The 14,289-nt window shown below is 59.8% G+C and carries 14 protein-coding genes; 7 read left to right on the top strand and 7 right to left on the bottom strand.

Features of this window, described 5'->3' with window-relative positions; translation table 11 throughout:
* From M2397_RS05925 to fabB, 4 genes are all read left to right on the top strand, one after another.
* Complete coding sequence (locus M2397_RS05925) at window positions 1-930, top strand: ABC transporter substrate-binding protein (RefSeq protein WP_131699455.1); 930 nt, start codon at window positions 1-3, stop codon at window positions 928-930.
* Window positions 927-2,828 carry an ATP-binding protein gene (locus M2397_RS05920; protein ID WP_259242422.1) on the top strand — a complete coding sequence of 634 codons (1,902 nt, stop codon included), beginning with the start codon at window positions 927-929 and terminating at the stop codon, window positions 2,826-2,828. The genes M2397_RS05925 and M2397_RS05920 overlap by 4 nt, the downstream gene beginning before the upstream one ends.
* A 249-nt stretch (window positions 2,829-3,077) precedes the next feature.
* The gene (fabA, locus tag M2397_RS05915) at window positions 3,078-3,593 is read left to right on the top strand and encodes a 3-hydroxyacyl-[acyl-carrier-protein] dehydratase FabA (protein WP_003210552.1); all 516 of its coding nucleotides are present in this window, start codon (window positions 3,078-3,080) and stop codon (window positions 3,591-3,593) included.
* Between the two features lie 11 nt (window positions 3,594-3,604).
* Window positions 3,605-4,825 carry a beta-ketoacyl-ACP synthase I gene (gene fabB, locus M2397_RS05910; RefSeq protein WP_074844724.1) on the top strand — a complete coding sequence of 407 codons (1,221 nt, stop codon included), beginning with the start codon at window positions 3,605-3,607 and terminating at the stop codon, window positions 4,823-4,825.
* Between the two features lie 138 nt (window positions 4,826-4,963).
* On the opposite strand, the gene M2397_RS05905 is transcribed toward fabB, so the two are convergent.
* On the bottom strand, window positions 4,964-5,986 hold the full coding sequence (locus M2397_RS05905) for an amidohydrolase family protein (protein ID WP_259242421.1): 1,023 nt from the start codon (window positions 5,984-5,986) through the stop codon (window positions 4,964-4,966).
* 140 nt (window positions 5,987-6,126) lie between these two features.
* Between M2397_RS05905 and M2397_RS05900 the strand changes: the two genes are divergently transcribed.
* Window positions 6,127-6,543, top strand: a complete 417-nt coding sequence (locus M2397_RS05900; protein WP_092490338.1) for an OsmC family protein — start codon at window positions 6,127-6,129, stop codon at window positions 6,541-6,543.
* 64 nt (window positions 6,544-6,607) lie between these two features.
* Complete coding sequence (locus tag M2397_RS05895) at window positions 6,608-7,474, top strand: pirin family protein (RefSeq protein WP_259242419.1); 867 nt, start codon at window positions 6,608-6,610, stop codon at window positions 7,472-7,474.
* 99 nt (window positions 7,475-7,573) lie between these two features.
* Here M2397_RS05895 and M2397_RS05890 read toward each other — a convergent pair whose 3' ends face one another.
* The 4 genes from M2397_RS05890 to M2397_RS05875 form a co-directional block, all read right to left on the bottom strand.
* Window positions 7,574-8,302, bottom strand: coding sequence for a dienelactone hydrolase family protein (locus M2397_RS05890; RefSeq protein ID WP_167656183.1), 729 nt, complete (start codon window positions 8,300-8,302; stop codon window positions 7,574-7,576).
* 66 nt (window positions 8,303-8,368) lie between these two features.
* Complete coding sequence (gene htpG / locus M2397_RS05885; protein ID WP_259242418.1) at window positions 8,369-10,273, bottom strand: molecular chaperone HtpG; 1,905 nt, start codon at window positions 10,271-10,273, stop codon at window positions 8,369-8,371.
* An 89-nt stretch (window positions 10,274-10,362) separates the two neighbouring features.
* On the bottom strand, window positions 10,363-10,815 hold the full coding sequence (locus M2397_RS05880; protein WP_090407082.1) for a PaaI family thioesterase: 453 nt from the start codon (window positions 10,813-10,815) through the stop codon (window positions 10,363-10,365).
* The gene (locus M2397_RS05875; RefSeq protein WP_131699461.1) at window positions 10,812-11,288 is read right to left on the bottom strand and encodes a PaaI family thioesterase; all 477 of its coding nucleotides are present in this window, start codon (window positions 11,286-11,288) and stop codon (window positions 10,812-10,814) included. Before M2397_RS05875 ends, M2397_RS05880 begins: the two co-directional genes overlap by 4 nt.
* A gap of 158 nt (window positions 11,289-11,446) precedes the next feature.
* On the opposite strand from M2397_RS05875, the gene M2397_RS05870 reads away from it, so the two are divergent.
* Window positions 11,447-11,698 carry a hypothetical protein gene (locus M2397_RS05870; protein WP_090407089.1) on the top strand — a complete coding sequence of 84 codons (252 nt, stop codon included), beginning with the start codon at window positions 11,447-11,449 and terminating at the stop codon, window positions 11,696-11,698.
* A 94-nt stretch (window positions 11,699-11,792) separates the two neighbouring features.
* Here the strand turns inward: M2397_RS05870 and M2397_RS05865 are convergent, their stop codons facing one another.
* Together M2397_RS05865 and brnQ are read right to left on the bottom strand one after the other, a co-directional pair.
* Complete coding sequence (locus M2397_RS05865) at window positions 11,793-12,530, bottom strand: DUF599 domain-containing protein (protein ID WP_145338015.1); 738 nt, start codon at window positions 12,528-12,530, stop codon at window positions 11,793-11,795.
* Between the two features lie 143 nt (window positions 12,531-12,673).
* Window positions 12,674-13,987 carry a branched-chain amino acid transport system II carrier protein gene (brnQ, locus tag M2397_RS05860; protein WP_024074306.1) on the bottom strand — a complete coding sequence of 438 codons (1,314 nt, stop codon included), beginning with the start codon at window positions 13,985-13,987 and terminating at the stop codon, window positions 12,674-12,676.
* Window positions 13,988-14,289 lie beyond the last annotated feature (302 nt).

The following is a 14,289-nucleotide window of genomic DNA, read 5'->3' as shown; positions in this document are numbered from 1 at the left end:
ATGAGCGACTCGTCACGGATGACCTTCTTCCTTATCTATAAGCTGCGGCGACTTGCCGTGCTGCTGGCCGGCCTGTTGCTGTGCGCACCGGCGTGGAGCGCCGAGATCCTGCTGACCGCCGCCGAAGACGGTGCTGGGGTGCAGGCCTTTACCCAGGCGCTGGCCCAGCAACGCCCCGAAGACCGCGTCACCTTCACGTCCCTCGCCGACTTGCCAGCACCAAGCCACCTGCCCGCCGGCACGCGTCTGATCCTGCTCGACCTGCCCGGCCTCGACTGGCGCCTGCGGGATACCCAAGGGCCGCCGACGCTGGTACTGCGCATCAGCCGGCTACAAGCCCATCAGCGCCCGGAGGCCTCACGGCACGCGCGGGTCAGCCTGTTGTGGAGCGACCCACCGCTGGAGCGGCAGTTGCGCCTGATCACCAGCGTCATGCCCCAGGCACGGCGCATCGGCGTGCTCTACGGTGTCGACAGTGAATTCCTGCTGCCCGAACTGCGCCAGCATGCAGCGGCCCTGGAATTGGAGATCGTGCCGCAGCGCTGGGACAACACTAACGACAGTCGTCCGCTGCAAACCCTGTTCAGGAACAGCGACGTGCTGCTCGGCCTCGATGACCCGCAGCTGTACAACCCAAAGACCGCGAAGAACCTGCTGCTGAGCAGCTATGCCCAGCAATTGCCGCTGTTCGGACCCAATGCAGGGTTTGTGCGCGCCGGCAGCCTCGCCAGCACCTACAGCGACCAGGACGATTGGCTGGCGGTACTCGATCGTTTGCTGGACCAGTCGCCGGCCGGTTGGCCACGCGCGCTGTACCCCGAACACTTCAAAGTCGTGGGCAACGCACAGGTCGCACGCTCACTGGGCATCGAACAGGTGGACGAAACCAACGTCGCCGCCCGAATGGCCGAAGGAGAAAAACGCCCATGACCTTGCGTCGTCGTTGGGACATCAATACCCGCACCCAGCTCATCACCCTGGGCCCGGCGCTGTTGCTGACGTTGCTGTTGATCAGCTTCTTCACCTTCGTGCGTATCCAGGACCTGCGCCAGGAACTGGACCACACCGGCCAATTGATCGCCAACCAACTGGCACCGGCCACCGAATATGGGGTGATCTCGGGCAACAACGATGTGCTCGACAGCCTGCTGCGCGCCACGCTGGCCACGCCCCATGTGCGCTTCCTGGAGATTCAGGACAGCAGCGAAAATATCCTGGTGTACGTTGAGCAACCCTCGGAGAAGCACGACCGCGCGCTGTCGGTAAAAGTGTTCCAGGCGCCGATCCGCCTGCAGCATATCCAGCTGGGCAACGACTTTTTCCAGGACAACCTCAACGAACCCAAGGCCCCCCGCGCGGACTACCTGGGCCGGGTGATCGTCGGCATGTCCAATGACGCCTTCAGCCAGCGCCAGCAGGAGATCCTGTTCAAGGCCGGTATTCTCGCGCTGTTCGCCCTGCTGTTTACTTTCCTGCTCGCCCGGCGCCTGGCGGCGAGCCTGTCGCAACCGATCAGCGCCATGGGCAATGCGGTCAAGGCCATCCAACAGGGCGACTACAAGACGCAGTTGCCGATTGTGGATGACTCGGAGCTGGGCGACCTGTCGCGGCATATCAACAACCTCGCCGAAGGCCTCAACCAGGCCAGCCGCGAACAACAGCAGGCCATGGCCCAGTTGATCCAGACCCGCGAAGAGGCCGAACGGGCCAACAACGCCAAGTCAGACTTCCTGGCCATGATGAGCCACGAACTGCGTACGCCGATGAACGGCGTACTGGGCATGCTGCAACTGCTGGAAACCACCGAAATGACCGAGGAACAGACCGAATACGCGGCGCTGGCCTCCGAATCCACCGAGCATTTGCTCAAGGTGATCAACGATATTCTCGACTTCTCGCGCATTGAACGCGCGGCCCTGGAGCTGGAACATATCCCCTTCAACCTGGCCGACCTGATCAACAGTTGCGCCCAGGCCTTCCAGCACAGCGCCCAGCAGCGCGGGCTGGCGCTCAAGCTGCCGATCCCGCCCGGCATGGACGCACTGCGGGTACAGGGCGATCCGACACGGATCCGCCAGATCCTGGTAAACCTGATCGGCAATGCCTTGAAGTTTACCGAACACGGCACCGTCAGCGTCGAGCCCCACTGGCAGGTGCTCGACCATGAGTTGGTGTGGTTCACCTGCACCGTGCGTGACAGCGGCATCGGGATTTCCGCCGAGCGCCTGGAATTGATGTTCGATGCGTTCCAGCAGGCCGACAGTTCCATTTCAAGACGTTACGGCGGTACCGGTCTCGGGTTGCCCATCGCCCGCACCCTCGCCGAACGCATGGGTGGCACCCTGCGCGCGCAGAGCGAGGAAGGCCGTGGCTCGGTGTTTACCCTGGAGATCCCCCTGGCCATCGACCAGCACAGCCAGCCGTCGATCGCCCTGGATGCCGAGCGCAAGCACAGCGCAGGCGAAGGTCGCCATGTGTTGCTGGTGGAGGACAACCCGGTCAATCGCACCGTGGTCGAAGCCATGCTGCGCAGCCTGGGCTTTGAAGTCAGCCTGGCCACCGATGGCGCCGAGGCGATCCGCAGTGCCGAGAGCCTGATTTTCACCGCGATCCTGATGGATTGTCGCTTGCCCTTGATCGACGGTTATGAAGCCACCCGGCAGATTCGCCAACTACCCGGCTGCGCCGATCTGCCGATCATCGCCCTGACGGCCAACGCCTTGCAGGGCGACCGGGAAGCGTGCCTTGCGGCCGGAATGAACGATTACCTGGCCAAGCCGTTCAAACGCACGGATTTGCAGCAAATCCTGCAGCGCTGGGTGCAATAGCGACGCGCCATCAGCCAACTGCGACTGGCGTGAAAGACGAAAGTGCGGCAGTCTTAGGCACCCGAACGGGCCCCTAAACAGGCTCGGTTTAAAATTTCAGTGAACAAGTGTACATTCAGTGCCTTGCCGCTGTGACTTTCACTACAACGCAATAGTCTATGTGTAGGCTGCCGACATGAGGCATGAACGCTTCATTCGGTTCGGGAAGATTTGCCCTACCCTGCCGCATGGGATTATTGAGGAGCTCGCATGACCAAACAAAACGCCTTTACTCGGGAAGACCTGCTGCGCTGCAGTCGCGGTGAGCTGTTCGGCCCAGGTAACGCGCAACTGCCCGCCCCGAACATGCTGATGGTGGATCGCATCACCCATATCAGCGAAGAGGGTGGCAAGTACGGCAAAGGTGAATTGGTCGCCGAGCTGGATATCACCCCGGACCTGTGGTTCTTCGCCTGTCACTTCGAAGGTGACCCTGTCATGCCGGGCTGCCTGGGCCTCGACGCCATGTGGCAACTGGTCGGCTTCTACCTGGGTTGGCAAGGCCTGCCAGGCCGTGGCCGCGCCCTGGGTTCGGGCGAAGTGAAGTTCTTTGGCCAGGTCCTGCCGACCGCCAAGAAAGTCACCTACAACATTCAAATCAAGCGCGTCCTCAAGGGCAAGCTGAACCTGGCCATCGCCGACGGTTCGGTGACTGTCGACGGTCGCGAGATCTATACTGCCGAAGGCCTTCGGGTCGGCGTATTTACTTCCACTGACAACTTTTAAGGGTTATCCGCATGCGCCGCGTCGTTATCACTGGTCTGGGCATCGTTTCTTGCCTGGGCAATGACAAAGAGACCGTCACCGCTAACCTGCGTGCAAGTCGCCCTGGCATCCGCTTCAACCCGGAATATGCCGAAATGGGTCTGCGTAGCCAGGTTTCCGGCTCCATCGACCTGCCCCTCGAAGAACTGATCGATCGCAAGATCTATCGCTTCGTGGGCCACGCTGCCGCCTACGCCTACCTGGCCATGAAAGACGCCATCGCCGACTCCGGCCTGAGCGAAGACCAGGTATCGAACGTACGCACCGGCCTGATCGCCGGCTCCGGCGGCGCATCGACCCTCAACCAGATGGAAGCGCTGGACATCCTGCGCGAAAAAGGCGTGAAGCGCGTTGGCCCGTACCGTGTCACGCGGACCATGGGCAGCACCGTTTCGGCCTGCCTGGCCACGCCGTTCCAGATCAAGGGCGTGAACTACTCGATCTCCTCCGCATGCGCCACCAGTGCACACTGCATCGGCACCGCCGTTGAACAGATCCAACTGGGCAAGCAGGACATCGTGTTCGCCGGCGGCGGTGAAGAAGAACATTGGAGCCAGTCGTTCCTGTTCGACGCCATGGGTGCCCTGTCCACCCAGTACAACGAAACCCCGGAAAAGGCCTCCCGCGCCTACGACGCCAAGCGTGACGGTTTCGTCATCGCCGGCGGTGGCGGCATGGTGGTGGTCGAGGAGCTGGAACACGCCCTGGCCCGTGGTGCCAAAATCTACGCGGAAATCGTCGGCTACGGCGCTACTTCCGATGGCTACGACATGGTTGCGCCAAGCGGTGAAGGCGCCATCCGCTGCATGCAGATGGCCATGTCCACCGTGGATACCCCGATCGACTACCTGAACACCCACGGCACTTCGACTCCGGTCGGCGACGCCAAGGAAATGGAAGGCGTGCGTGCGGTATTCGGCGACAAGGCTCCGAAAATCAGCTCCACCAAGAGCCTCTCCGGTCACTCCCTGGGCGCCGCCGGCGTTCACGAAGCGATCTACTGCCTGCTGATGATGGAAGGCAACTTCATGGCCGGCTCGGCCAACATCGACGAGATCGACCCGGTCGTCGCCGATATGCCGATCCTGACCAAGACGGTTGAAAACGTAAAAGTCGACACCGTGATGAGCAACAGCTTCGGCTTCGGTGGCACTAACGCCACCCTGGTGCTGAAACGCTGGCAGGGTAAGTAAGCCCCGCAGGTTGAGTAGATGAAAAAGCCCCGACTGGTTCGGGGCTTTTTTATGGGCGACTGGATGCCCCCGCCCTGCAGCCGGTCTCCTGGAAGTTATCAGCGCTCCGCCGCATTGGCGTAAGACGAAAACGAAATATCAACGCGCACCCTCATCGCGACGAGGTTTAGGCAGGATGGCCAGGAAGTTGTCCCTCGCCACTTTGTGGGCAACGTCTTCAGGCAATGCATCAAGGAACACGTCAAAGCGGTGCATTTCCTTACCCAGCTTGTTGAAACGCCCGACGACGTCCGAACCCAGCATAAAGCGCTCCGGGAAGCGTTCCACCAGCGCTACCCACTCCGGCCGAGGCTTGCCCGCATCATCCAGTAAGTACGGCGTGAGCATGCTCCACGACAGGTCGATATACAGGTTGGGGTAAGCCTCGAGCATGCGGCTCAAGGTGGGCAGCAAAAAGTCCATCTGCACCTGGTGGCGATGAATTTCCTTGCTGGTGCCAGCGTGGGCCCAGATAAAGCGGGTGTGCGGATGGTTGCGCAGCGGCTCTTCGATTTCGGCCAAATACAGCGGGTTACGCTCGCGCTTGGAGGTGATGTTGGAGTGCAGCATCACCGGCAAGTCGTTTTCCGCCGCCAGATGATAGATGCGTGTCATGGCTTCGTTATTGGCGCGCGGGGTATCCCCCGATGTGAGGGCGGTAAGGTCGTCGTGACGGGTAAACACTTCACCGATGCCCTGCCACAGCCCCGGGTTGAGGTCGAGCATGCGCTGGATATGGGCATCCGAGTTCTTGTCGTTGGGGTTGAAGCCGGACAGAAACGGATGAAAGTGCTGGCGTTGTTCAGGTGTCAGTCTATTTACCGCTGCGGCAACAATCACGTCAGTGGCGCTGTACCAATAGGCATCCGCGTCATCACCGGCGTAGTAGCGTGGGCGCTTGGGTTCGTCTTCGTGCCATTTCTTTGCGACGGGAATGCCGGAAATCATGACATGCTCGATGCGATTTTCTGCCATCGCCTTGAGCAACTTGTCCATCCCCGCCGTTTCCTGGAAGAAATCCACGTAATGCAGGTGCGCATCGCTGTAGGCATAGTCGCGAGCCTGTGCGACAAGGCTGCTGACGGCGAGCAACAGGGCGAAACTCAGGCGGGTCCAGGGCACGGTACAACCTCGATAAGGGCGAATACCGGTAGACCTTGCGCGCCATACCGGGGTTCAGCCAGCAAAAAATGTGGAACACCCCAGTGCCTGCATGCTCTATAACTGCATGACCTTCATTCTGCCACCCCGTGAGGTTTGCCATGCCTGTTACCGTCAATACGCTGAACGCAGACAACTTCCGCCACAGCGTCAATATCAATAACCACGAGCTGTTTACCGACCTGCCCAAGAGCCTGGGTGGTGACGACTCGGCGCCCTCTCCCCATGATTATTTCGACGCCGCGCTGGCATCATGCAAGGCGCTGACCGTCAAGCTCTATGCCCAGAAAAAAGACATCCCGCTGACCGGTGTCACCGTGGAAGTCACCCACGACGCCACCGAAGAGCAAAAGGGCAAATACAAGCTCAACGTCAAGCTGACGCTCAAGGGCGTACTCACCGACGAACAGCGCGACGAGTTGCACCGTGTGGCCGATCGCTGCCCGGTACACAAGCTGATGACCACCGCCGAGGTCACCATTGAAACTCGCCTCTCTGAAGGCGCGTTCAGCCAATAGCGGCAACATCTCGTCGGGCGGGTTATGCTCAGCGCCATCTAACCCGCTCAGACTGGGACGCACCATGAACACCCTCACCGTGATCCGCCCACGCCCTGAAGATGTCGAAGGCCAACCCATCCTGCGCCCGCTGCCTTCGCGCGAATGCCGCAGCGTCGGGCCGTTCGTGTTCTTCGATCATATGCTGCCCACCCGTTATGCACCGGGGAGCGGCATGAATATCCGCCAGCACCCGCATATTGGCCTGTCCACCCTCACCTACTTGTTTGAAGGCGTACTGCAGCACAAGGACAGCCTGGGTTCCGACCAAGTGGTAGAGGCCGGGGACGTCAGTTGGATGACCGCCGGCAGCGCGATTGCCCATGTCGAGCGCACACCCGAGGCACTGAAGGCCAATGGTTTCACCCTGCATGGCCTGCAAGTGTGGCTGGCATCGCCCAAGGACCACGAAGAGGGGCCGGGGCATTACAGCCATCACCCTGCGGCGAGCCTGCCGGTGAGTGACAACCTGGGCGTGCGGATTCGCCTGATCGCCGGCAGTGGCTTCTGCCTCAAATCACCGGTGCCGGTGCTGTCGCCTACGTTGTATGCAGATGTGCACATGCAAACGGCCACGACCCTGCTGATTCCTGACGAGCACGAGGAACGCGCGGTGTATGTGCTGGAGGGTGAAGTACAGCTGGAGGGTGAGCGGCTTGAGGTGCACAGCCTGGTGGTATTGCCGGCCGGGCAGGAAATGACCCTATTCGCCGAAAGCGATTGCCACGTGGTGGTGTTTGGCGGGGCACCACTGGATGGACCGCGGCGGATCAACTGGAATTTTGTCGCTAGCGATCCGCTGAAGATCGAGCAGGCCAGGCAGCGCTGGGCCGATGGGGATTGGCCGACGGTGCCGGGTGAAACTGAAAGAATTGAGTTGCCTATGAGATAGCTATCGGGGGCAAGCCCCCTCCCACACTTGATTGGATTCACACGGTCAAAATGTGGGAGGGGGCTTGCCCCCGATGAAACCGGAACAGGCGCTGAAGATTTAGCCCTTGAACACTTCGTCCAGCAAGTTATGCATCGACTGGAAGGCCCGCGCAGCGGTTTTCGCGTCGTACATCATCTTGCCCGGCACATTGGCATCCGGGTCAGTGAAGGAATGCACCGCACCGCCGTAGCTCAGCAATTGCCAATCCACGCCCGCCGTGTTCATTTCAGCTTCGAACGCTGGCAGTTGCTCTTTCGGCACCAGCGGGTCGGAAGCCCCGTGCAGCACCAGCACTGAACCCTTGATGTTTTTCGCATCTGCCGGGTTCGGCGTGTCGAGGGTGCCGTGGAACGATACGGCTGCCTTCAATGGCGCACCGGTACGCGCCAGCTCCAGGGAGCAGCAACCGCCGAAGCAGAAACCAAAGGTGGCCAGCTTCGAGGTGTCCACTGCCGCTTCGGTCTGGCCCAGCAGCTGCTCAAGGGCAGCCTGCATGCGCTTGTTCAGCAACGGGCGATCATTCTTCAACGGCATCATTGCGGCACCGGCTTCATCGCCATTCGACGGGCGCACGGTTTGCCCGTAGAGGTCGGCGATCAGCACCACGTAGCCCTTGGCGGCAACGCTCTTGGCGATTTCTTCGGCACCCGCACTCACACCCATCCAGTTCGGCGCCATCAGCAGGCCGGGCAGCGGGTTCTTTTCGCTGGCATCGAACGCCAGGCGGCTTTCATAAGACTGGCCATCAATCTGATAGACCACGGAACGCACAGTGACTTGGCTCATCATTTACTCCAGTTGAGGTGCACCAGAACGAAAAAACCCGCCGAAGCGGGTTTTTCCACATCGGTATCAGACCGACAGTTCAACCAACAGCTTGTTCAGTCGGCGCACGTAGGCGGCCGGGTCTTTGAGGCTGTCGCCAGCGGCCAGGGCCGCCTGGTCGAAGAGGATGTGCGACAGGTCGCCAAACCGCTCTTCGCTCTGCTCGCCGTCGAGTTTCTCGATCAGCGGGTGAGCCGGGTTGAATTCGAAGATCGGCTTGGAGTCCGGGACCTTCTGGCCGCTGGCTTCGAGGATCTGGCGCATCTGCATGCCCAGGTCCTGCTCGCCAATGGCCAGGATCGCCGGGGAGTCGGTCAGACGGTGGGAAACCCGCACTTCGCTGACGGCATCGCCCAGGGACGCCTTGATCCGCTCAACCAGACCTTCTTTGGCCTTCGCGACTTCTTCGGCTTCTTTCTTCTCTTCTTCGGAGTCCAGGTTACCCAGGTCCAGGTCGCCACGGGCTACGTCGACAAAGGATTTGCCGTCGAACTCGTTGAGGTAGCTCATCAGCCACTCATCGATACGGTCGGTCAGCAGCAGCACTTCGATGCCTTTCTTGCGGAAGACTTCCAGGTGCGGGCTGTTCTTGACCTGTGCGTAGGTTTCGCCGGTCAGGTAGTAGATCTTGTCCTGACCTTCCTTGGCACGAGCCAGGTACTCGGCCAGGGAAACGACCTGCTCGCCCTCTTCACCCTGGGTGGAAGCAAAGCGCAGCAGACCGGCGATTTTCTCCTTGTTGGCGAAATCTTCTGCCGGGCCTTCTTTCATGACCTGACCGAAGTTTTTCCAGAAGCCCTTGTATTGCTCAGGCTCGTTCTTCGCCAGTTTTTCCAGCATGTCGAGTACGCGCTTGGTCAACGCCGACTTCATAGAGTCGATGATCGGGTCTTTTTGCAGGATTTCCCGCGACACGTTCAGCGACAGGTCATTGGAGTCGACCACGCCCTTGATAAAGCGCAGGTACAGCGGCAGGAACGACTCTGCCTGGTCCATCACGAACACGCGCTGCACGTACAGCTTCAGGCCTTTCGGCGCTTCACGCTGGTACAGGTCGAACGGCGCACGGGCCGGCACGTAAAGCAGCGAACTGTATTCCAGCTTGCCCTCGACCTTGTTATGGCTCCAGCTCAGCGGGTTTTCGTAGTCGTGACCGATGTGTTTGTAGAACTCCTGGTATTCCTCGTCCTTGATCTCGGTACGCGGACGGGTCCACAGGGCACTGGCGCGATTGACGGTTTCCCATTCCTCGGCAGGCTTCTCTTCACCTTCGGCAGCGGCTTGTTCTTTCGGCAGCTCGATCGGCAAGGCGATATGGTCGGAGTACTTCTTGATGATATTGCGCAGGCGCCAGCCATCGGCGAACTCGTCTTCACCGGATTTGAGGTGCAGGACGATGCGGGTACCACGGTCAGCCTTGTCGATGGTGGCGATTTCAAATTCGCCCTCACCTTTGGAAGCCCAATGCACGCCTTCGCTGGCGTCAAGGCCGGCACGACGGCTGAACACTTCAACCTTGTCGGCAACGATGAAGGCCGAGTAGAAGCCCACGCCGAACTGGCCGATCAGGTGCGAATCTTTCTTCTGGTCGCCCGACAGGTTTTTCATGAAGTCGGCGGTGCCGGATTTGGCGATGGTCCCCAGGTGGGTGATCGCATCGTCGCGGCTCATGCCGATACCGTTATCTTCGAGGGTGACGGTATTGGCGTCTTTGTCGAAGCTCACACGGATTTTCAGTTCCGCGCCACCTTCCAGCAGCTCAGGCTTGGACAGGGCTTCGAAACGTAATTTGTCGACAGCGTCAGAGGCGTTCGAGATCAATTCGCGAAGGAAGATTTCCTTGTTGGAATACAGCGAATGGATCATGAGGTGCAGCAGTTGCTTCACCTCGGTCTGGAAGCCCAGGGTTTCCTTTTGAGTTTCCACACTCATGGTCATCAAACTCCAATTGGATGGCAGTGGCCGCGCCCTTGAGGGTTGGCGGCGGGTTGTCATCAAAGTTGGGGGCTAAGACCAGGATTTCAAGGGCGGCTTCCTTCCTCGATCTTGAAATGCGCACGAGCGGTGGCAATCGGTTCGGCAGCGGTGCTTTGCCAGGCGGTGATCGCGACATTCGCCACCCGTCGGCCCTGGCGCCACACCTGGCATTTGGCGTAAGTGTCGCGAAACTGGCCGGCGCGCAGGTAATCGAGCGAGAAATCGATGATTTTCGGGATACCCGGCGCTCCGGTAAACACCAGCAGGTGCAACGCCGCTGCCAGCTCCATAAAGCCGGCGATCACCCCGCCGTGAAGCGCAGGCAATATGGGGTTACCAATATTGTCCTTGTGGGCCGGCAGGCGAAACAGCAATTCATCCCCCAGCCGGGTGCATTCGATACCGATCAGTTTGGCGTAGGGGATCAGGTCCAGCAGGGCCTCGTAGTTGCCTCGCTGATGGGCCTGTTCCAGGCGAGTCTTGAATCGATGTGTCATGCCTGCTCTCCCTTGATGGCGCTGCCCAATCCGTGGGTGCCCTTGAGACGCTTGCCCATGCGCATGAAGGTGCCCACCACATGGGCGATGGGTTGTTGCGGGTCGTCCTGGTAGGCAAAGCCACGGGTAAAGATCACGTCGGTGGTCACTCGGTAGCATTGGGCGAATCCATATACCGGCTTATGTGGCTCGGCGGGATGCATATAGTCGACACGCAGGTCCAGGGTCGGGCACACCTCGAACTCCGGCAGGACACACAGGGTGGCCATGCCGCAGGCAGTGTCCATTAAAGAGGTCAGCGCGCCACCATGGATCACGCCGGTCAGGGGATCTCCCACCAGTTGTGCGGCGTAGGGCATGACCAACGTGATGCCCTCCTCGCTGGCATGATGAGTGGTGATACCCAGCACCTGGCAATGGCGCAAGGCCGAGACAAAGCGCTTCGCGCGCTCTAACAAGGGATTTTCGGTCATTCGTTGCAGACTCTTATTAGTGTTGATGTGCGAAATAGACGGTACGCGCGAAAGTTCCTCTGAGACCGTTGTTTATATATCTGTGGAATAAAAGGAACTAATGCTGAACGCCCATGCTCGAAAGGCCAGTAGATATCTTCACTAAGGAGAAACACCCCATGCGTAAGACTTTAGCTATTTCCATGATGTTGGCCGCTGCCCTCGGTCTCGCTGCTTGCGACAAGAAATCCGAAGACAAAGCCCAAGATGCCGCAGCGCATTCTGAGCAAGCTCAAAAAGACATGGCGAAAGCTCAGGATAAAGTGAACGACGCTGCGAAAGAAAACGCCGATGCTGCCAAAGCTCAGGCTGAATCGAACGACGCCGCCGCAAAAGAAGCAGCACCTGCTACTCCTGCCACCGGTTCCTGATACCGCAGCATGAAATAGCTTCGCTGCAAAAAGAAAGCCCGCTTATATAGCGGGCTTTACTTTGTCTGCTGTTTTTAACCCGCCGCGTCACGCATTAAATCTCCTCTTTGGCGGCCTCAGGCATCGGTGTATCCGTCTGCGTATACACCATCACTTGCAGTACGTCGGAATGAAACTCCCGACGATACAACACGAACACCACCCCGGCACTCATCAACATGAACAACCAGGGGCTGACGAACCACGCCAGCATGGTCATGCCGAAGTAATAAGAACGCAGGCCAAAGTTGAACTGGTTGGCGGCCATGGAGATCACTCGCGCCGCACGCAGGGCAAACGCCTTGCGCTCCTGCTCCGACACATGCCGCTCACCGATCATCGGCGCCGACCCTACCAGCACCGCGGCAAAGTTGTACTGGCGCATGCACCAACTGAAGGTGAAGAAGGCATAGACAAAGACCAGCGCCAGGCAGAGCAGCTTGATCTCCGACATGCCCTGGGAGGCCTGCTGCACCATGGGTATGTCGGCCAGCAATGACACCGCCCGCTCGGAGGCCCCCAGCACAGTGAGAATGCCGGCGAGGATGATCAAGGTGCTGGAGGCGAAGAATGAGGCATTACGCTCCAGGTTGCCGATCACGCTGGCGTCGGCAATCCGGTTGTCGCGTAGCAGCATGCGGCGCATCCAGTCCTCGCGATACAAATGCAGCACGCTGGCCAGGCAAGCAGTGTCTCGGGCTTTCCAGGTGGCATAACGGGTGTAGCCGCCCCAACACAGGACGAACCAGAGGGCAGCAAGCAGGTGAATCTGATTGGCTTCGACGAACGACATGCGGGTCCTTGCAGAAAGGAGATTGAAAAACTTTTTGCGTCTGTTCGACGTTAGCGCAAAGAAAAAGACACGGCCCGCCGCTCAAAAAAAATGCCCCGTATCGATTGATACGAGGCATTTCCGTACTGCATGAAACCCGCTTGTTATGCGATGGCTTCGCTGCGCTTACCCAGCATACGATCAATGACGACCGCCACACCCAGCGTCATCACCGACGGCACCAGCCACGCCAGGCCTTGCTCGCTCAGCGGCAGGTTCGCCAGCTGCGAAGGCATCCAGCCTGCCAGGCCTGCGCCCTTGAGCGCGTCGATGCAGCCAAAGATGAACGACACCAGCATCACCGGCCCGACGATACGGCCCTGCTCCTGCCAGAAGTCTTTGCAGAAGCTCAGGGCCACCAGCACGATGCACGGCGGGTAGATCGCGGTGAGTACCGGGATCGAGAACGCAATCAGCTTGGTCAGGCCCAGGTTCGACACGAACAGCGAGAACAGCGCCAGGATCACTACCAGAGTCTTGTAGGACAGCGGCAGGATTTTGCTGAAGTACTCGGCGCAAGCACACGTCAGGCCGACCGCGGTGACCAGGCACGCGAGCGAAATCAACACCGCCAGGAAACCACTGCCCAGGGAGCCGAAGGTGTGTTGCACATAAGCGTGCAATACAGCCGCGCCATTGGCAGCGCCGGCAGCGACTTCATGACTGCCCGCCCCGAGGCGGAACAGACTGATGTACACCAGCGCCAAACCTACGCCGGCAATCAACCCGGCAATGATCGCGTAGCGGGTGATCAGCTTGGGCGATTCGACACCACGGGAACGGATCGCGTTGACGATCACAATGCCAAACACCAGCGCACCCAGGGTGTCCATGGTCAGGTAACCATTGATAAAGCCCTGGGAGAACGGTGCAGCAACGTATTCCGGGGTGGCGACACCCACCTCACCGGCCGGCAGGGCAAACGCGGCAATGCCGAGGATGGCCAGCGCGATGATCTTCAGCGGCGCCAGGAAGCGACCCACGGTATCCAGCAGTCGGCCTGGGTACAGGGAGACAAAGAACACCACCAGGAAATACACCGAGCTGTAGAGGAACAGCGCCAGCGGGCTTTCGCCGGTCAGCGGTGCCAGGCCCACTTCAAACGACACGGTCGCGGTACGCGGGGTGGCGAACAGCGGCCCTACCGCCAGATACGCAGCCGCCGCGAGCAGGCCACCGGCGATCTTGCCGATCGGGCTGCTCAATGCGTCCATGCCGCCGCCGACCTTGGCCAGGGCGATCACGGTGACCACCGGCAGGCCGACGGCAGTGATCAGGAAGCCCAGCGCCGCCATCCAGACATGAGGCCCGGACTGCAAACCAACGATAGGCGGGAAGATGATGTTGCCGGCGCCCACGAACAGGGCGAAGGTCATGAAGCCCAACGCCAGGATGTCCTGGCTTTTCAACACTTTCATTTGAGGAAATACCACACTACTGAATCGGAATTTAGAGAGGGATTCCCTATGGATGAGGGAAATGCTGCCGGCCCTTATGGGCACCGACCGGTCTAGCGCGCGGCTTCCTTTTGGGAGGCGGACGCATAAAGAGGCGGCTAGCCTAACGAATTTGCGGGTCAAACGCACTGTTGGGGGGCGAACTGTCCGATAAGCGACATTTTTATGTCGCGTTTTTATATCTAAATTTTGAAATGCGATCGAATGTGGGAGCGGGCTTGCTCGCGAAAGCGGCGTGTCAGTCAGCTCACGAGTGGCTGATA

The sequence above is a fragment of the Pseudomonas sp. BIGb0381 genome (assembly GCF_024809815.1).
In the GTDB taxonomy this organism is placed as follows: domain Bacteria; phylum Pseudomonadota; class Gammaproteobacteria; order Pseudomonadales; family Pseudomonadaceae; genus Aquipseudomonas.
The sequence above is the reverse complement of the archived record's forward strand: the minus strand, read 5'-3'. Positions and strand labels throughout refer to the sequence as shown.